The following is a 20676-nucleotide window of genomic DNA, read 5'->3' on the forward strand; positions in this document are numbered from 1 at the left end:
AAATTTTTATCCTTAAACAAAGCTATAGATTTTCACATAAATATTTAACTTATTCCTTAAAAATATCCTTGATTTATATTTCTTTAGCAAATGTATAAATTACCTAACATTTATATTTAAAGTGTAAAAAACAAGTAAGCCATTACCTTCCAGCAATGGCTTACTCTAAAATTATATTAATCTAAGATTTATATCCACACTTTATAAGGACTTCTTCTGATTTTTTAGCATCATCTTCCCCAACTAGAATTATAGGTCCTGTACATCCCATTCCACTTTCTGAATATATGCCTTCTTTCCAAAGACTTCTACAAGCATCCTCTAACTCTAATATATCTATTCCCCCAATGGAATAAGTTACTACCTTCTTAGGAGGAACCTTTACATCTTCAACTACTTTTTCCTTAACACTCTTTCCTATAATATCCTTAATTCCTGCCTTATTAGCCTTCTTAAATTCTTTATTAGCTATTTCTAAAACCTTATTTTCTGCACAGGTTGCACAGAATCTTAGGGCTTCACATATTAAAGGCGCCCCTGATGCTCTAGATACTATATTTATAAGTTTATCATAATTTTCTCCAACCCCTGGGCCATAACCAGCACCTAAGGTTTCATAACTTCCTCCTGTAGTAAAGGAAGACATTATCTTAACAATAAGGTTTCCTGTTAAAGAGTCACAAACCATTACATCTGGAGTACCTGCTAAAAGGTCATTTCCCCTCATAACAAAGCCCCCATCAGCTCTTAAGGATTCAGTAAATGATATATCATAACCATTTTCTTTTAATTCTTTTAGTATATTCTCTACCTTTCTTGCTCCCTCTATATTCAAAATACCAACCTTAGGGTTTTTTATCCCCATAGCCTTTGCTGTTGCTATTCCTGAAATAGTATTTATAACCATACCCTCTACCCTATTAGTAGAAGTAGTTCCTGTGGTAGTTGCAAGAATCATATCTTTTCCTTTTCCTGGTGTGGTTACCTTACCTACAGTAGAAACTCCTATTGGAAAATCAAAATGCTGAGTTACACAACCATCTAATTCTCCACTCTCTATCATTTCTACCATCTTTTTATGACCCTCTTCTGGAGTAGAAACCACTACCTTTTCAAAGTCACTATCATTATCTTCCCCTATAAGAACTATATGAAAATCTCCATATTTATTTTTGCAAAGTTCTGCTGCTCTTATCATTTCCTCTTGTCCATGCTCAGAACCTAAGGTAGTTAATCCTATTCTCACTGCCTTTTTAAAGCTTCCAGATTCAATTCCCTTTGCTATGTCATTAAAGACCTCTGCAATAATATCCTTTACATTGTTTTCTTTCATATCAACGCACCTCCTTAATTTTTCATTAAGTAAGCTGCAAAATCCTTCATTGCATCTGCAACCATAGACTTAACTTCTTCTTTAGAAACTCCAGTCTCTTCATTATTTAAGCCTCTATTCTTTTCAACAACTATGGATACTCCATCAAATAGATTAGTCATTCTTCCAAGGAATAAGCTTCCCTTACCAACTATCATAAAGTTTTCAAGATCCCCATTTAAAATACTTTCTCTTCCATGTCCAACTATTGGAACTCCTGATGGTATATGACCTTGAGTTGGTGCATATCCTGGATATCCATGTTCCTTAACAAAGTTTGGAAGTTCTTTTCTGTCAAGTTGTCCCTTCTTAACTGCTAATGCTCCTATCATCTTATAGTTTTGAGTTGGAACATCTCCAGCTCCAGCTGGCTCTGTGATATCTGGAGTTTGCATCTCTGGTGCAAATTTATTTATATCTGTTATCTTAAGTCCTGCTTTATCTAAAGGATCTAAAACTAAAGCCTCAAGAACAGCCTGTGGAGAAGCTCCATGACCTATTGTATGTCTTCCGATTATATCAGTTCTAAGAACTGGATTTACTCCATCATTCTCACTTATTAATAAAGCAAAGCCTCCTAAACAGTCTTCAAGAACTGGTATATTCTTTTCTACATGGCTCTTACCATTCATTCCAAGTTTTGCAGTAGCTCCTCCAGCAACAACTAGTACATTCTTATATATACCTGATTTAACTAAGGATGCTGCAGTTATTAAAGCGTGAGTAGGTGCTGCACAGAAGCCTCTTATATCAGCTCCAGTAGCATTCTTAAGTCCTGCAATCTCTCCTATAGACTTAGCTATATTTCCTCCGCCTCTTTGATTCATATCTCCAACAGCTTCTTCTGAACATTCAACTATATACTCTATATCTTCAATGTTTATATCATTATCTTTTAATAAATTTAATGTAGCTACAACCCCTGAAGCTTTAACTGCTAAGTTTTCAAGAAGTACATGAGCTGAGAGGTTCTTATCATATTCATGAGCTCTTTTAACACAGCCCACTAATTTACCCATGTCATATAATGGTACAGCTATATGAGAATTTATTAGCTTTTCTATTTCATCTAAAGCTACTCCTTTTTTTATCTCTTCTGCCTTACCCTTTAGAAGTGGATGATTACTTATCTTTTCTCTAACCATCTCTGTAAAACTTTCTTCAAGAAGTACTAAGTCAAAGGCATCTGATAGCTTCATAATACCATAGAACTCATCTTGAGGCATTATTTCTCCAAACTTACCAAATCTATTTGCACTCTCTACCTTTTCATTATGCCAAGGTCTCTTTCTTTCCCCTAATTCATCTGGAGTCATGTTTCCTATATATGTTTGATTAGGTGCATAAGCAACTACCTCTTCAAAACCTCTTATATACTCAGGAAGTTTCTTTAAATACTCTGATTCTGGATGGCTTTCTCTTTCTACAGTTTGAGTTGTTCCATCATGTATTATCATGTCTGGAGTATTAACTAAAATATAGGATGATTTTTTTATTACTGGAAAATCCATTGTTCTAACCCCCATTTTTATAAAATTCTTAACTAAAAGCTAAAAACTAAAAGCATAATACCTCTACCTCGTATTTTTTAACTTTTATCTTTCTCCCTGCTCTTTTATAAGTTACTTTAATAAGATAAAAAAACTTCTTTTATCTTAAATTATATTTTTTTATTCCTTGAGTATTCTTATATGTTAAATAAACTCATTAATTTTTCAACTTAACCTTCTATAGGATTTCAATATAATTTATTAACTTATTCATTGAAAAGATATTTAATTTACACTGCTTTAAGTATATTCATAAATTAACTTTAAAACTTAAAACCCTATATATAAATTTAAGAGAATAATAACAGATACTTTAAATTCTTAATTACAAAAATCACACTTCCAAAAACTAATAATTAAAGTAATGTAAAGTAAATAAAACAAATATTCAATTTAAGACTTTGTTTTTTAACTAGGCTCCCTTTACAGGAGCCTAGTTAATTTATTTATTACTTATCAAATACAGTTTGTCCTTCAACTTCTGTCTCTAAAGCTTTTAATGCTTTTAAAGTTAAGTTATATCTTAATTCATATTCGTCCTTAGCGTCTAGAGCTGGATTTCCAAGTGGGTGAGGAATTGCTACTGTTGGAATTATTCTATTTGCTCCAACAGTCAAAGATATTGGTACTACTGTACACATGTGTACAACTGGAAGTACTCTTTCTATTTCTTTAACAAGCGTTGCACCGCAACGCGTACAAGTTCCTCATGTAGAAGTTAAGATAACTGCATCTACTCCATCAGCCACAAGCTTATTAGCTATTTCTTCTCCAAACTTTTTAGATGATGCAACTGCTGTTCCATTACCTACTGTAGAATAGAAATATCTATGAAGAGATCCTATCTTGCCTTCCTTTTCCATTTGTCTTAAAACGTCAACTGGTATTACTCTATCTGAGTCAGTATTTGCATAAGTTGGGTCATAACCACCATGTGCAGTCTCATAGGTTTCTGCTGTTAAATCCATAACACCTTCTATATCATATTCACCATATTTAGATGCTGAAGATGATTCTATATGGTCAGGATTTCCTTTTGGAACAGTACCTCCTGATGTAACTATGGCAACCTTACACTTTGTTATATCCTTTACTGCTGGATGAGGATCAACTCTATCAAAAACAGGCATTTTAAATTCAGTTATGAATTCCTCTCCCTTAAGCTTTTTAACAAGCATATCTACTGCTCTCTTAGATCCTCTTTGCTCTGCAAAGTAATTCTTTCTTATTCCTCTTTCTATATATCCTTCTTCAGATGGTAATCCTATGGTTTCTCCTTTTGCAAGCTTTAATGCAAGATTTGCGATAGCTGGAAGAGCAGTTCTCATACCCGCTGCACTATTTCTTGTCTCTACAATATATAAGTGCTTTTTATACATATCTGCTCCTGGATTCTCTTGATACATAGCTGTAAGTACTGGTATATTAAGCTTATCCTCAACTTCCTTAGCTATGGTTCCACAAGCAACTCCATATCTTCCTGCATTAAATGCTGGTCCTGCTATAAATAGGTCTGGCTCATACTTTTTTACCATCTCAAGGACTTCAGCCTTAGCTTCCTCTAAGTTTTCATTAAAATATGAGTCTCCACATATAATAGTAGCAACAATTTGCGCTTCACCTTTAAAAAGCTTTTCAAGTCCCATTCCTGGTCCTACAAAACCTTCTCTTACTTCTGGCTTAACATGGGCCATTTCTTCTCCACCAATGTTAGCAAAGAACTGATTTATATAATGAACTATTTTTATCACTTAATGTCCCCCCCTATTTTGGAGTAATAACTCTAAATTACTCTTTTTGATCTCTTATAGCTTTAACCTCTTCGATTATGCTATCAACTTCTAAAACCATTTCCATCATTCCACATTGCTCATCATAGATAGTTGCATCACACTCATCTTTTATTTCTGGCTCTACCACATGATAAACAGCTAAGTTTAATGCAACACCAGCTAATGGGCCTGCATAGGTTGGGTCTCCTAAAACTACAGTCTCTGCTGATAAGCCAGAAGCCTCTGCCTCTGCTCCACCTAAAACAACAACTACATTTTCAGCTCCATGTTTCTCAGCAAGATCTTTTACTCTTTGTTGGATCTCCAGATCCATAGCACCTGCGGCTGTTCAAACAAAGCATTCTGTTGAGGCAAATATAACCTCTGCTCCTGCACTTTTTACACAAGCTTCTATAGCTGGTCCTGGTATTCCATCTCTATCTCCAATTGCAATAACTTTTTTTCCTTGTAACATAAACTCTACCTTCCTTTCTAAAAAGCTAATTTTTCTTAAAGTTTTGATTAATATCTTTTGAATAAATCATGGGGAAAGTTTGTATTTATTAGTAATTTTTAATATCCTTTTGCAGTTAAATAGTTAAATCCAACCTCTGAAGTAGCTCCAGTTATAACTTGTATCTCTGCATTTATTGAGCCATCTTCTCTTAAAGAACCAAGGTATCCTCCAGCTATTACATTAGCTACTTCTGGATGTCCTATAACCTTTTTCATTGGTGGTAATGTAATAACCTCATTTGCATTACCTCCTGTAACAACTGCATCACCCTTTGGTGTTGAGTCTGCTAAGGATTGGGAAGCACCATCTTGTCCAGCATATTCATCTGTTACAAGAACAGTTTTTATTCCCTTTGCAGATATTTTATTACAGTTCATTACAAGGTCTGCATCAGGATTTCCGAAGCCTTCCTCAGATATTATAACTGCATCTGCTCCTAGGAATTCTACAAGCTTAGCTGTCATATTAGAACTTCTTTCCTTATCTGCTAGGTATACGTTTTCATTAGTTATTATACATCCTAGGAAATTATAGTCTTTACCGTGTCTTTCATATAAATCTTCTATTATAGGATGATTCATATGAACATAGCTTGGATTCTTATCACAAGCTGAAACACAGTTTCCTGAAACTACAGCTCCATCAAACACTTCTGTTGGATATATAAATGTTGGTATTATCTTCTTAGCATCCACTCCATATACATAGGTATCATGAAGTAATCCTTGAGTTTGTAACATATAAACATATACTACCTTTGGAAGCTCTGGATACTGATTTACTTGCTGAAGTAATGGAAGAGTTTCAAAAGTCTTAACTTCATCTGGCTCTACATTTTGTCCAGCTTTTCCAAGATATACAGCAGCCTTAAATCCTATAATTCTAACAGCCTCTTCATGGTCATGTTGAAGTATACCTTCCTTAGGCTCTGCTATAATAACTAAATTGTTAGTCTTTGAGAAAGGTGTATATTTAGCTCCCTCTCCAGACATGTCCACAATACCTTCTTGGAAACCAACTATCTTACCTGTAGTAACAACAGCAGCTCCTTTTAAAACATGAGTTCTTCCTGATCCAACAGTATCTACCTTACTTATGAATCCTGGGAATATACCCCCATTTCCTTCTACCTTAACTCTTGGCTCTATTACATCTTTTACAGGTATTATTCTAACCTCTTCTCCTGGTCTTGCGATGTCAAAGTCTATGCTTTGAATTCTTTCATCGCCTCCAACTTCTTTTAATAGTTCTTCCTTATTTACATAAAGAACACCATTTAAAACCTTAGTATCTTCTCCAAATTGGATATCTTTTATGAATATATTACCAATTTCTAGACGCAAAGCGTTCACCTCCTATAATAATAAGGCAACTAAAATCAAATAATTAATCAATTATGAAAAATATTTTGTGGGTTTTATAAAATCATAATTACACAAAAGATCTTACATCTTGAGTAATTATTTTAAGATGCCTAAGAGCTATATTTAATCTAGAAAGGAATAGTACCTTTCTAGATTTAAATCTTAATTAAAGAGTGTCATAAAATCCCTTTATAAAATTTTCAACATCATCTATTGTATTTATTTTATCTGGAGTTATAGTTTCAGCTTTTTCTCCATTTTTATAGATAATCATTGTTGGTAATCCTAAAACCTTTTGAGATATAGCAAGTCTTCTTGATCCTCCTATATTTAAAGAAGCAAACTTTATTTTATCTGCATACTTTTCCTCAAGATCATGAACTCCAGGCATTAAATCTTTACATATTTCACATTTATCTCCCCAGAAATCAACAAATACAGGCTTTTCACTTTGAAGCACCTCTGCCTCAAAATTGTCTTTATTTAATTCTAACATTTGCAAAACCCCCGATTCATAATATTTTGAATTTTTATAGTAAATATTTATTTAAAAATATTGCGAACTTTTTCCTTGCTATTACCCACAATAAAATGCGGGTAATAATATTTTTTTATTCTTCAAAAGCTTCTTCAATATACTTTTCAGCTATTGTAGCTGCTATAGCTCCATCAGCAGTAGCTGTAACTACTTGTCTTAAAGTCTTTTCTCTCACATCTCCAGCAGCAAATATTCCTGGAACATCACATCTCATATCTTCATCTGTTATGATGTCTCCCCTATCATTCATCTTTATCTTACCTTTAAATAAATCAGATATTGGAAGATATCCTGCAAATACAAAACATCCATCTACTGTAAGGTCTGATAGCTCACCTGTTTTTACATTTTTAATAACTAATCCTTCTACTATACCATCGCCCTTAGCTTCTTCTACTACTGTATCAAATATTATGTTTATTTTAGGATGCTTTTCTACCTTTTCAACCAAGTATTTAGCTCCTCTAAACTCATCTCTTCTATGGATTATTGTTATCTTCTCTGCAAACTTTGTTAAATATAAAGCTTCTGTTAAGGCTGAATCTCCTCCACCTACAACAGCAACTTCTAAATCAGTAAAGAAGTCTGCATCACAAGTTGCACAGTAAGAAACTCCTTTTCCTCTAAGTTCTAATTCATTCTTAAATCCTGCAAGTCTTGGGTATGCACCTGTAGCTATTATTATAGTTTTAGCTTCAAATTCTTTATTTTTACATTTGATCTTCTTTATCTTTCCTTCAATCTCTACTTCAAGAACTTCATCCTTTACAAATTCAACTCCAAAATCCTCTGCTTGCTTTCTCATTCTTTCTACAAGCGCTGGACCTGTGCAGTCTTCCATCGATCCTGGATAGTTCTCAAGCTCATCAGTTGTAGCAGTTTGTCCACCAAACTTTCCTTTTTCTAGTAATAATGTAGACATTTTTCCTCTTGATGCATATAATCCTGCAGATAAACCCGCTGGACCTCCCCCAATTATAATAGTATCATATACCTTTGACATTATATTCCTCCTATCTATGTTTTATTCTGTTATATTCTATATAGATATATATATATTATAACAGAAAATCATTATTAGTTAATAGCATTTTGAATCAAATCATAATCAATTAATTGAAAATCATCTAGAATGTTCTGTGGCCAGCTAGGAATATTGAAATCCTTAATAAACTTTAATGTAGTAGCAATAGAATTTTCAATTATCATTAATGAATCCACGTCCATGTCTTTATTTTCCTTAGAAATAACTACAGTTCTATAAGGTGTTTCATTAGGCTTTATACTACTCATTAAAGGATGAGTTAAGAGTTTATGCCCTAAGTGAATATAATCCCTTACTTTATTTAATAATGTAACCACATCTTCATCTATATATTCAACCTTATAAAATGAATTAAATTTTTCTTTACTTAAAGGATTATTGGTTATAATTATGCAAGATTCTCTCATAGCTTTGTCCTTTCTAAAGATAGTTTTAAAAATTACACCATAACATTGTTAAATAATACACAATATATTACTACAAAAAAACAGAGTCTAAAGCCTTAGCCTTAGACTCTGTCATATAACCTGAGAGCTTTACTCCTTCGGTGCTTAACGCTTTTCAGAGTTGTGTCAATTCCCGATACCTTTGCCTGAAAATTTCATAATATGTCGGCACATATTACTTGTTCCTTCGGCTATTACTCTTAAGTAATCATCTCCCGAGAATCTCATCCACATATATTAAGTTCTTTCTTTAATTTTATTATATACTAATATTGACGTAAATTCTACATTTTTCAGAACATTTAGTATTATTTAAATTTATCTAATATTACCATACTTAATAGTACTTAGCAACCCTATTAGTTTTTCAAATAGCTATTATAGATATTCCTTATTAAGATTAATAATTCTCTATAAAGAAAATCCCTGCTGCATTAGGACCTGAATGTGTACCAACTACACATCCAACCTCACATTCGACGAACTCTATGTTTTTCTCATTTAATCTTTCCTTTAGGGCATCATACATATCCTCACTAGAAGCATTTAAAAGTATAACTGGAGTTCCTGGTTTTACATTTATCTCTTCTAAGTAATCCATTGTATATTTTAATGCCTTCTTATTCCCTCTAATCTTTTCCACTACCGCCATTTCTCCATCTTTAACACAAAGCATAAGCTTTATACCAAGCATATTGCCAAGAAATCCTGCAGTCTTTGAAAGTCTTCCGCCCTTAACTAAATGGTCTAGAGAGTTAAAGGATAACATACTCTTAACATGTTCCTTCCCTGACTTAACTGTATCTACTATTTCATCAAGATTCTTGCCTTGCTCTTTTAATAATGAAGCAAGGATTACTAAAATGCCAAGACCAGATGTTACATTTTGTGTATCAATTATTTCTATATCTTCGCTCTCAAGCATTTCTTTAGCTATACATGCTGATTGATAAGTACCACTCATTTTAGAAGAAAGATGTAGTGATATTATCTTATATCCTTCTTCTAAGTACTTTTTGTAGCATTCAAAAAATCTTTGAGGATTAATTTGAGATGTAGTCGGAAAGCTTCCATCTTTATTTATCTTATGTAGTAAGGAGTGAAAATTCATATCTACTCCATCTAAGTAACTTTCCTCTCCAAAGTTAACAATCAAAGGAATAACCTCTATGTCATATTTTCTTATAATTTCTAGGTTTAAATCACATGTGCTGTCCGTTATTATTTTTATTTTCCCCATGCCTATCCCCCTTAATTATTTCATATTTGGAAATCCAAACTGTCTTATGGCCTCATAGGCAAAGATAGCTACCGTATTAGATAGATTTAAAGATCTTGTGCTACTTTCAAGCATAGGTATCCTTATGCATCCTTCTCTTCTACTATTTCTTATATAGTCTGGTAGCCCACTGGACTCTCTTCCAAATATAATAAAATCTCCTTTGTTAAAAGAAACCTCACTATAAAACTTTTCTCCCTTAGTAGTTGCAAAGTAAAATGTTCCTTCTTTATACTTATTCTTAAAATCCTCAAAACTTTCATGTATTTCTAAATCCAAGTACTGCCAATAATCAAGGCCTGCTCTTTTTAAATGTTTTTCATCTAAACTAAATCCTAAAGGCTTAATTAAGTGTAACTTTGAATTTGTAAGGACACAAGTCCTTGCTATGTTACCTGTATTTTGAGGTATCTCTGGCTCAAATAATACTATGTTTAAATTCATATTTCTCCTCCAACCCATTATATAAATAATGTTTCTTCAAAAAGTTTTTACCTAAAACTTTATAAATAAATATCCTCTTAAGTAAGTATATAAAACCTTATCCTAACTTAATCATAATTCATCTAGAACAAAAACTCCTTCTGAATTAAGCTTTACTTAATATATTTAAAATGTGTAAATATAATTCCTAAAAATAATCTAATTAGTAGTGGATATTTTAGATATATAGATAGTATATTATCTTTCTTAAGTTTAGTAAACCTATAGTATTTATGTTTAATTTTAAATTAAATCCTTTTTATAGTTACTTTTTTATTTATTCTACAATTATTTCTCTTCATTTAAAATAAATTTTTCTATGGCCTTTGCTACTCCATTATTAAGATTAGTATCTGTTACATAATCTGCAGCCTTCTTTGCTTCTTCTGATGCATTTCCCATGGCTATTCCAAGGCCTGCATATTGGAGCATTGATATATCATTTTCATTGTCTCCAATACAAATTATCTCTTCCCTTTTTATACCATACACCTTTGCAAGAATTTCTACTGCCCTTCCCTTTGATACCCCTTCAGACATAATTTCAAAATTATTTGGGAAAGAACTAACTACCTCTAATCCTCCAAGGTTCTTAAGCTCTTCCTTAGCCTTTTTAAGCTCTATTAATTTTTCATCCTCTATTACTATTGCCTTTACAATATCATCCTCATATTTATCAAAGATTTCTTTTAATGTTCCCTTTGGAAGTATTTCAATCTTTATTCTTCCTTCTTTAGGTAGTTTCTTATTAAAATCCTTATAATTTTTAGCAGAAAAAAGTTCTGTTTCTGCAAATACTGTATTAGGAGTATGGAAACTTACATTTAAACCATGGTTTCTACATACCTCTAATATTTTACTGCAATGTTCCTTTTTAAGTATAGATTTATATATGATTTTATCTTCATCCTTCTCTCTTATAAAAGCTCCATTAGAAGAAATAACTGGAGTTTTAACTTCTAAAAGACTAGCATAGTAAAAAGCTGAACTATGTAATCTTCCTGTACAAACTGCAATTTTTACTCCCTTAGCACTAGCTTTCTTAACAGCCTCAATGTTTTCCTTAGATATTTCATGATGTTTACTTAAAAGAGTTCCATCCATATCTGTGCATAATAACTTATATATCATAATTGTAAATTCTCCTCTCTTTATCTCATGTTATTAAAATTCATATCCTTATTATTATAACAAATATATAAACCTATGTAGTATTTATCTTTCCTTTATACTTATGGCATTGAACGACTCTTCTTTTAGGTGGTGTTACAATGGGTAGCCATGAGATAAATACCTCTACTATATTGAGGCTATATAAAAATATAAACATCTATCCAGGAAACTTATTAATAAGTTTCCTAGATAAGATGTCCCTAGCTAATAGTTAATAATATTTTATAAATTAGTTATAGGATCTAAATCAAATACTTATATACTATATATCTTAAAAACTTCATATTACTCCTAATATAACTTTCTATAAATTTTATAAAATCTTCTCCTTTTATATTAGAAGTAACTCCACCATAGATTTCCTTATGACATATTATAAGCATTTTCATAAGCTCTTCTCTAAGAACCTTATCATTAATGCTATTTACAAATTCAATATCTGTTTCATAAGATTTTCTGACTACCCCTATGGTCTTCATCCTCTTTTCTGCATATTTATATAAGTTTTTCCCACTCCCTTTTATTTTTAGAAGTCTTATTTTATATAAAGTTATAAATGATTTAAGAGATACATAAAATAAAATTACTATTAATAATACTATAGAAATAAGTTTATAATTTATATTTCTCTTTTTTTCTACCTTCTCTATTTCCTCTTCCTTATTCTTCTCTTGTTTTTCTTCACTACCTAAATTTTTCCCCTCTTTATTTTCAATATTTTCTTTATTATCCTTATTTATTTGTTCTGGTTTTTTTACCCCTTCCTTTTCCCTAACCTCTCTAAGTGTTGGACTTGCATCCATGGTTGTCCATAACTCTCCCCTAGGATCTAGGAGTACCTCAACCCATCCATGGGCATCCTCGTTTGTAACCTTAAACTTATTTCCGCCTAAAGAGGTATAGGGCATTTTAAATCCTTCCACATATCTAGCTGGAACTCCGGCTGCTCTACTCATCATAGTTAAGGCTGTAGCGAAATACACACAATACCCCTTTTTCTCTTGAAATAAGAAATATTCGGTAAAATCTACTCCCTCTGGTATATTTGAAACTTCTAAGGAATAAGGATAATTCTTCTCCAAATAATTTTTTATCTTCTCAACCTTCTCATAGTTATTGCTACTTTCTTTTGTTATCTCCTTAGTGAGGTCAATAACAGAACTTGGAAGATTCGCTATATCCAAATACGCCATATTCAGATCACTTAATGACATATTATTAGCAGCATTTTTAATATTAGACTTTATCTTTTCCTCTTCATAATAGTCAAAAGAGTACTCTTTTATATTTTTATTATAAAAAATATCATATCTACTAATATGGTAAGTATTCTTAGGTAAATCTCCTCCTAAATAATATAGTGGAGAAAATAAAGTGTTATTTTCATTATTCTTAGGATATATTTTTAAAGATCTTTTATTTAAACCCTCATTGTAATTAAAATAATTATTCTGGGAACTAAACTTACTTCCATCTATACTTCTTAAGGTTTTAAAACTAATCCCCCACTTATCCCCTAAATATACATCCTTAACGCTTCCCCTTAAGTATAATCCCCCAACTTCACTTTCTATGTCTAAAACCTCTTCATCTGATATCTTAATAGGTCCTCCTAATTTTTTTAATCCATTAGAGTATCCTGAATAAGAAAGACCATAAATCTCCTCATTAACTCCTTCATCATCTACCTCTATACCTCTTAAAACTTTATTCATGCTTTTTGTAATTTCATTTTGATACTTCCCTTTTTTTTGTAGAGGCATAAGATTTACTATAAGAGCAATTATTAAAGAAAAAATCGTTATATTTAATGTTATCCCTATTCTATTTACACTTGTTTTAATGTTTTTTTCCTTTAATACTCTTATATTGGTTCTAAATCCATCTACTCCAAGAGCGCATAGGTTTATAATAATAAACTGTATTATTACACTCCTTAATACCTCTGAATACCCTATATAATATAAAAACATCATAAGAAATAAATTTATATATATAATAATATAGATTAATGAATATCTAATTAAGGCAAGAATAAAAATTACTAGTATTGGTCCTATAAAGGTTAGGATATATTTATAATCCTCATAATAGGTCCGCTCTCCCCTACCTACACTTTCATTTATTTTCCTTACCTTAAGTATTATCCTCTCTAGTAAAAAATCATCTAACACTACTCTAAATAATAATATTATTATAATTAAAAGCACTACTAATACTATTAAGAAATTCAGCTTATGATTTTTATTTAAACTACTGTAAAAATAAAAAATAACTGCCCCTAGAAAAAAGATTATCATTAAATTTATATAATCAATATTTTCTATCATGTAACTTTTCTTAAATATTAAAAATATAAAACCTAATGAAAAAAAACATAGGAGTAAGTCTATGATTTTCTCCTTAATCCATGTCACTCTCATTCCCTCCTACTAAAATTTCATTAAAGTTTATGGCTCTTATACTTAGATTATCTATATATCTTTTAGTTTTCTCCTCACACTTATTATAAAAAATTATAATCTTATGTTTATCTTCATTAAGTCTTCCTAACACCTCTAAAAAAGTTTCCTCTACGTTTAATATGATGAAAATCAGAATTCTTTCTTTAAGATCTCTTCCTATAGATAAGTTAATAAAATCCTTAAAATTTTCTTCTCCATCACTAGGTTTAAATATCATATTATTATAAAAGTTCTTAAAATTATCCTTATTTATTATTTCCTTATGACATTCCCTGTTATTTAAATTCACAATAACTTCTAAATCTTTTTCTACAATTGTTTTAATTAAAGAAAGAGAAAAATCTATAAGCTTTTCCTCTAACCCCCCATTAGAATCTAAGAAGTAATTTTCCTTATGCATATTTACAAATAAGGCTACATCTTCTCCCAAAATATTATCAAAGGTTTTTACATAAAGGTCCCCCTTTTTAGCACTAACCTTCCAATTTATATCTTTTAACCTATCTCCACCAACATATTCCCTTAAATCTTTTATAGAATATAAGTCTTCTTTAAGGCTGTATTTGTTTACTACTCCTTCTACTAATGTATTTCCTAAATTTATTTCTCTTCCTATATCATATAACTTAGGATACACCAAAATCTGCTCTTCTTTTTTTATAGAGAATGTTATATCTACAATAGAAAATATATCCTTCAAGGTTATATTAAAGTCACCTATAGGGTATACTCCTCTTTGGATGAAATTCACATCATGTTCTAATATTTTACTATCACCTATATTAAGACTTACAAATTGTCCTTTAAAATCTTTTTTTAAAGAAGCTATCCCCTTATTATGTAGAAATATATAATTCATAGCAAAAAAGTTACTGCCAAATATAAAAAATTTTATTCTCATACTCTCCCCTGCGCATATAACTTTTTTATAAGAGGTTATATTTATCTCTATGCTCTTATATAACAGACAATTGTATAAAATAGCCATTATAAACAATATTAAAATACCATAGAATATACTATTTGCTATATGGTCTCCTTGAAGATAAGAAAAACAGGTGACTATTACGAAAAGTACTAAAAACCTTTTGCTTATATTTATTTTAGCCATGGTCACTCACCACTGGTATTTTAACCTTTTCTAAAATATGTCTTAGCACTTTATCCTTAGAATACTTTCCAGCCTTAGCTAAAGGACTCAATACTAATCTATGTTCTAAAACAAGGTTTAAATTGTTTTTCACATCATCTGGAATAACATAGTCTCTTCCCTCCATAAGTGCAGTAGCCTGGGATATTTTCAATAAACTTAATGAAGCTCTAGTACTTATTCCAATAGACAGATACTCATTATTCCTAGTTTCATAAGCTATGCTTGCAATATATTCTCTTATAGATTTATGCACATTAACTTTTCTACAGCTTTCTTGTACCCATATCAGCTCTTCTTTACTTAAAACACTAGTAGCATTTTCTAAGGGGTTTTTATCCTTATAAATCTCCAATATACTTATCTCATCCTCTATGGATGGATATCCAAGATTTATTTTTATCATAAATCTGTCTAACTGAGCCTCTGGAAGCTCATAGGTTCCATGATATTCTATAGGGTTTTGGGTTGCTAAAACAAAGAATGGCCTTTCTAACTTATAGGTTGTATTCCCCTCTGTTACCTGGTACTCCTCCATAACCTCTAAAAGGGAGGATTGAGTTTTAGGTGAGGTTCTATTTATTTCATCTCCTAAAAGAATATTAGAAAAAACTGGTCCCTTTTTAAATTCAAAGTCCATTTCTCTTTGATTATATATAGATACTCCTGTTACATCTGATGGAAGTACATCTGGAGTAAATTGTATTCTTCCAAAAGTTAAATCTAAGGATTTTGCTAATGACTTAACTAGAGTAGTCTTTCCCACTCCTGGAACATCCTCTATAAGAACATGTCCATTAGATATTATTGCCTTTAAAAGATTCTTTACCTCCCTATCCTTTCCAATAATTATACTACTAATATTTAAAATAACCTTATTTATTAATTCTTTCTCCTTCAAACCATTATAGCTACTAAATTGTAGCTCCCCCTCTCTATTTTTAATATATCCTTATTCAATAACTCTTACAATTAATTAATAGGATAATTTTGTAATATTTATGTCAATATTTACATGTAACTCTATTTTATTTGAAATACCCAAAAATTACAATAAGCACTATAAAACTATCTCTAAAAAAATTTAACTCTAAGCCCCTAATATAATCTAGCCAAAATTTATTTTTCATTAGATACATTTTCCTTAATCCTCATACTACTTATACTTAAAACAAGAAAAGAACTACCTCAAAATAAAAATGAGATAGTTCTTTTCTATTATTATCTTAATTATATAATTTAAAATTATAACTACTTTTTAGTTCCTACCTTTTGTACTCCATTAACCACAGCATAAGTGTCTGTAGATAATAGTTCTGTATTTATAAGTTTTTCATTTTCAAATACTTTCCTATAGGTTTTAACTCTATATCCTGGTGCTGGATTTCTCTCCATTACAGTTTGACCTTCTGGAAGTGTTGAATCCTGAACAGTTTTTGTAGTTGGATTAAGGGTTTCTACCACTTCACTATATATCTCATATCTTCTCTTCATTGAGGATGTATCTCCATATATATTAAAGGTTACATTCTTACCTGAGTTATCCCCTTGTATATAAATTGGAAAATCAAAAGTATTTTTAAACTTATAATCTATACTTCCCCAAGCTACTGTAGCATCAAATCCTTTAGTCATATATCCTACAGGAATGGAATGATTCAATCTTTCCACTGAGCTTAACCCTGATCTTATAATTGATTGGTATAATGTAGAGGATACCTGACATATTCCTCCTCCAACACCCGACTCCACCTTATTTCCTATAATCACTGGTGCATCCTTATATCCTCTTGCTGCACTTCTTTCTCCTACTACATCATTATAACTAAAAACCTCTCCTGGCATTAATACAACCCCATTTATTGCCTTAGTTGATAATTCTATATTAAAGGATCTTTCCGCTGAGGATGAACTATAATTTGTAGAATGTGTTGATATTTTACCATTTATCCTTCTTAATGCATCCCCTGTTACAGATGGCTTGTCTTCCTCTATTTTAGCTTGTAGATTAGTCTCTTCATTAACATTTCCATTTATGCTATCTAGTATTTGTTTTTCTAGATCTTCTTGATTAGTCTTATATCCTATAACTTCGTTAGTTACTGAAAAGCCTCCATTAAAGTTAAGTTTAGCATTCTTAGGTGCCTTATCTACTTCTTTTCCTATGTTCCCTACAAATTCTTTTACATATTTAGGATCATAGTCAAATTTAAGTCCAAGTTCCTTATTACTAGAGCTATTAACTTTCTTATATTTGTTTCTTAAAGTATCATCTTTTCCAAAGTTAAAAGCCTCATCTACCACTTCTTCAATGTCATATTTAGCATTAAGCTTTGAATAATCCATTGTATATTCCTTATCCTTAGCCTTAACCTTTATTTTCTTATTGATTATGGCATCTCCAAACTCTTCTTTTAGCTTTGTTATAGCTTCTTCTTTTGTTTTACCATCTAAGTTAACTCCTTGTACAGAAACTCCTGGATAAATCCTATCATTCCACTTGTTAACTTCGGATTCCATATGCTTATAGTATGCAAACACACTAGAACCAGCTATTATGATTAATAAAAGAATTGAAATAATTGCTGTTTTAGTATTAAATTTAAAAGTTTTATTGTGTTTTGTCATATGAAAAAAATCCCCTTTCTTTAAGTCTTAATAATATTATAATATAAAATATAAGTTTTTTATAAATCCTATATAGGCTATATTTTTACATTTTTTGATATATCTTTTCATTTATCTAAGATTTACTTTTAAATAATAAGAATTACTACATTAAAGTATAACTTAATTCACATATAACTTCTATCATATTTAAATACTAATTAAAGAAAACTAGGGATTTTATAAATATTATCTTAATTAGTATTAAAAACATAAAGAAATAATTGATTAATTATAAGATCTCTGAAAAATTATACCATCCTAAACTTATTATAGTTGTTGTATAATCTATTGTGTTACATAAAGATTAAATTTATAATAAATTTAAGAATTTAAAAAGGGGGAGTTATAATTGTCAAATTATAATTTAGAAAATTTAAAAAATTACTTAACAAATATTCTATCTATCCATAGCCCATCTGGTTACACTAATGATGTAATTACTTATTTAGAAAAGGAATTAGATGAATTAGGGGCTGTATATAAAAGAACCAATAAGGGTGCTTTGATTATAACCCTTAAAGGAGAAAATGAAGAATACGAAAGAACCCTTTCTGCTCACGTAGATACCCTAGGTGCCATGGTAAAAAATATAAAATCTAATGGTACTTTAGGTCTTACAACTGTAGGTGGTTATATGATGTCTAGTATAGAAGGGGAAAACTGTATAGTAGAAACCCTTAATGGAAAAAGATATACTGGAACAATCCAAACCATAAAACCTTCAGTTCATATAAGTGGTGATGAGGCTCGTGAACTTAAAAGAACTCCTGAAAATATGGAAGTTGTTTTAGATGAAAAGGTATTTTCTAAGGAAGATACTGAAAAACTATCTATTTCCGTAGGAGACTTTATCCTTATAGATACTAGAACTACCATTACTGAAACTGGTTTTATAAAAAGCAGATACTTAGATGATAAAGCTAGCGCTGCTATACTTTTATATACTGTAAAATATATCTTAGATAACAATATAACCTTACCTTATACAACTAATATATTTATAAGTAACTATGAAGAAGTAGGCCATGGTGCATCCTCTTCTATTCCAGAAAAAACAAAGGAATTTATAGCTGTGGATATGGGAGCTCCGGGGCTTAGTCAAAATTCTTCTGAATACGCTGTTTGCATATGTGCTAAAGACTCTTCTGGACCTTATGATTATGACCTTAGAAAAAAACTTATAGAACTTTGCACTAGTCACAATATAGATTATAAGGTAGATATTTATCCTTATTATGGTTCTGATGCCTCTGCTGCTATGAGGGCTGGTTATGATATAAAATGTGCTTTAATAGGTCCTGGAATATTTGCTTCCCATGGTTATGAAAGAACTCATATGGATTCTATGGTAAACACATTAGATCTAATAATAAAATATATTTCTATGGCCTAATATATTAGATACAACTGTTATCTATATTGTTCCTTAAATTTCTCTTAAATATTAATGCAAATACATTTTTATTGTAGATAGGTTGTACCTAAATTAAGAGATATTCTTAATACTTATTATAGGTTTTTAAACTTAAGTTTTAATTTACACATCTGATAAAGCACTATAAATCAAAGATATTTTTAATGAATAAGTTAAGAAGCTTAACTCCTTAAAATCTTATATCAGAAATATTAAAAGGATGTACTTTAATATAGTTAAAATTTATTAATAAAAAAGATAATTTAATTAAAATAAAGGAGCTGTATCAAATAATTAAAAATCACTTGATACAACTCCTTATTTTTATCTTTCTCTTAATGAATGCTCTATTATTAAATCTAAAAGTTTAGAAAAGCTTATATCTACACCTTTAGCACTCTTTGGAAATAAACTATTTTTAGTCATTCCTGGAAGGGTATTAAGTTCAAGGACATAAGGGACCCCTTCTCTAATTATCATATCAACCCTAGCATATACACTACATTTAGTTTCCCTGTAACTTTTTAGAGCCATTTCTTCAACCTCTTTATGAAGATTTTCTTCAAGCTCTATTATAAATTCATCAGCACCACCATCTTCATATTTTGAGGTATAGTCAAAAAACTCTGATTTTGGTTTTATTACAAGAACAGGAAGCATCACTCCATTTAGGACAGGACAAGTTATTTCATCCCCTTTTATATATTCTTCAATCATTACTTCTCTATCATATTTTAATGCTTCTTTTACAGCCTCTTCTATTCCTTCTTTTTTGTCTATTCTTGTGGTAGCAACTGAAGACCCTCCACTGTTAGGCTTTACAAATACAGGATATCCAAACTCCTCTATAGCATTATAGTCTATCTCATCTATATTCCTTACACAGAGCCATCTTGCTGTTCTTATATTAGATGCTTTTAAAACCTTTTTTGTTATATCCTTATCCATACATATGGAACTACTTAAGGTATCACAACCTGAATAAGGTATGTTAAGATTCTCAAGTACAGCTTGAACCTTACCATCTTCCCCAAACTGTCCATGTAATGCAAGTAAAGCAAAATCAATATCTTTCACTTTACTTATTAATTCTTCCTTACTATTTAAAACTATTTCTACAACCTCATATTTACTTTTATCTAAATTTTCTACTATTTCTTTTCCACTTCTAAGGGATATTTCTCTTTCTGAGGAAATTCCTCCCATCAATACTCCAACTCTCATTTGTTTATCCTCCAAGACACAATATTATTTTATTTATATTATTATTATATAAAAAACTAGGACTAAAATAAAAGAACCACCATAAGGGTAATTTTATCTTATAGTGGTTTATTTTATCTAAAATCTAATTGACAGAAGATAACTTTAATTTATTAAAGTTTTTCCCTAAGGTCCTTAGATAAAATAAATGAAGACTTGTGATACACAAGCCTTC

At 30.6% G+C, this 20676-nt stretch carries 17 protein-coding genes and 1 riboswitch; of the genes, 1 reads left to right on the forward strand and 16 read right to left on the reverse strand.

Annotated features, from left to right (window positions below):
- Positions 1–181 precede the first annotated feature (181 nt).
- From grdD to BR69_RS0101585, 15 genes are all read right to left on the reverse strand, one after another.
- A complete protein-coding gene (gene grdD / locus BR69_RS0101500) occupies positions 182–1333 on the reverse strand; it encodes a glycine/sarcosine/betaine reductase complex component C subunit alpha (protein ID WP_027631590.1) in 1152 nt (383 codons plus the stop codon).
- 14 nt (positions 1334–1347) lie between these two features.
- Positions 1348–2883, reverse strand: a complete 1536-nt coding sequence (gene grdC, locus BR69_RS0101505) for a glycine/sarcosine/betaine reductase complex component C subunit beta (protein ID WP_027631591.1) — start codon at positions 2881–2883, stop codon at positions 1348–1350.
- 488 nt (positions 2884–3371) lie between these two features.
- The gene (gene grdB, locus BR69_RS0101515; RefSeq protein ID WP_084315173.1) at positions 3372–4673 is read right to left on the reverse strand and encodes a glycine reductase complex selenoprotein B; all 1302 of its coding nucleotides are present in this window, start codon (positions 4671–4673) and stop codon (positions 3372–3374) included.
- A 37-nt stretch (positions 4674–4710) separates the two neighbouring features.
- Positions 4711–5169 (reverse strand): glycine/sarcosine/betaine reductase complex selenoprotein A, encoded by a 459-nt coding sequence (gene grdA, locus BR69_RS0101520; protein WP_084315175.1) that lies wholly within the window; start codon positions 5167–5169, stop codon positions 4711–4713.
- 98 nt (positions 5170–5267) lie between these two features.
- Positions 5268–6554, reverse strand: a complete 1287-nt coding sequence (locus tag BR69_RS0101530) for a glycine/sarcosine/betaine reductase component B subunit (RefSeq protein ID WP_027631596.1) — start codon at positions 6552–6554, stop codon at positions 5268–5270.
- Between the two features lie 187 nt (positions 6555–6741).
- Complete coding sequence (trxA, locus tag BR69_RS0101535) at positions 6742–7071, reverse strand: thioredoxin TrxA (protein ID WP_027631597.1); 330 nt, start codon at positions 7069–7071, stop codon at positions 6742–6744.
- Positions 7072–7186: 115 nt separating this feature from the next.
- Positions 7187–8116 carry a thioredoxin-disulfide reductase gene (gene trxB, locus BR69_RS0101540; RefSeq protein ID WP_027631598.1) on the reverse strand — a complete coding sequence of 310 codons (930 nt, stop codon included), beginning with the start codon at positions 8114–8116 and terminating at the stop codon, positions 7187–7189.
- 74 nt (positions 8117–8190) lie between these two features.
- On the reverse strand, positions 8191–8565 hold the full coding sequence (locus tag BR69_RS0101545; protein WP_027631599.1) for a GrdX family protein: 375 nt from the start codon (positions 8563–8565) through the stop codon (positions 8191–8193).
- Between the two features lie 163 nt (positions 8566–8728).
- Positions 8729–8832, reverse strand: a riboswitch (glycine riboswitch).
- Positions 8833–9004: 172 nt separating this feature from the next.
- Complete coding sequence (locus tag BR69_RS0101550) at positions 9005–9844, reverse strand: DegV family protein (RefSeq protein ID WP_027631600.1); 840 nt, start codon at positions 9842–9844, stop codon at positions 9005–9007.
- A gap of 15 nt (positions 9845–9859) precedes the next feature.
- Entirely contained in the window at positions 9860–10327 is a 468-nt protein-coding gene (trmL, locus tag BR69_RS0101555; RefSeq protein WP_027631601.1) for a tRNA (uridine(34)/cytosine(34)/5-carboxymethylaminomethyluridine(34)-2'-O)-methyltransferase TrmL, read from the reverse strand.
- A gap of 327 nt (positions 10328–10654) precedes the next feature.
- Positions 10655–11497 (reverse strand): Cof-type HAD-IIB family hydrolase, encoded by an 843-nt coding sequence (locus BR69_RS0101560; protein ID WP_027631602.1) that lies wholly within the window; start codon positions 11495–11497, stop codon positions 10655–10657.
- Between the two features lie 284 nt (positions 11498–11781).
- Positions 11782–13956 carry a transglutaminase-like domain-containing protein gene (locus BR69_RS0101570; RefSeq protein WP_027631603.1) on the reverse strand — a complete coding sequence of 725 codons (2175 nt, stop codon included), beginning with the start codon at positions 13954–13956 and terminating at the stop codon, positions 11782–11784.
- Positions 13943–15115, reverse strand: coding sequence for a DUF58 domain-containing protein (locus BR69_RS0101575; RefSeq protein WP_027631604.1), 1173 nt, complete (start codon positions 15113–15115; stop codon positions 13943–13945). Before BR69_RS0101575 ends, BR69_RS0101570 begins: the two co-directional genes overlap by 14 nt.
- A complete protein-coding gene (locus BR69_RS0101580; protein WP_027631605.1) occupies positions 15108–16055 on the reverse strand; it encodes an AAA family ATPase in 948 nt (315 codons plus the stop codon). The genes BR69_RS0101575 and BR69_RS0101580 overlap by 8 nt, the downstream gene beginning before the upstream one ends.
- Before the next feature lie 350 nt (positions 16056–16405).
- On the reverse strand, positions 16406–17782 hold the full coding sequence (locus BR69_RS0101585) for a VanW family protein (protein ID WP_027631606.1): 1377 nt from the start codon (positions 17780–17782) through the stop codon (positions 16406–16408).
- A 391-nt stretch (positions 17783–18173) separates the two neighbouring features.
- Here BR69_RS0101585 and BR69_RS0101590 point away from each other — a divergent pair, with 391 nt between their 5' ends.
- Entirely contained in the window at positions 18174–19217 is a 1044-nt protein-coding gene (locus BR69_RS0101590; RefSeq protein ID WP_027631607.1) for a M42 family metallopeptidase, read from the forward strand.
- A 345-nt stretch (positions 19218–19562) separates the two neighbouring features.
- Here the strand turns inward: BR69_RS0101590 and BR69_RS0101595 are convergent, their stop codons facing one another.
- Complete coding sequence (locus tag BR69_RS0101595; RefSeq protein WP_027631608.1) at positions 19563–20462, reverse strand: D-alanine--D-alanine ligase; 900 nt, start codon at positions 20460–20462, stop codon at positions 19563–19565.
- Positions 20463–20676: the final 214 nt, after the last annotated feature.

This window comes from Clostridium hydrogeniformans DSM 21757 (assembly GCF_000686705.1).
In the GTDB taxonomy this organism is placed as follows: Bacteria; Bacillota; Clostridia; order Clostridiales; family Clostridiaceae; genus Clostridium_Z; species Clostridium_Z hydrogeniformans.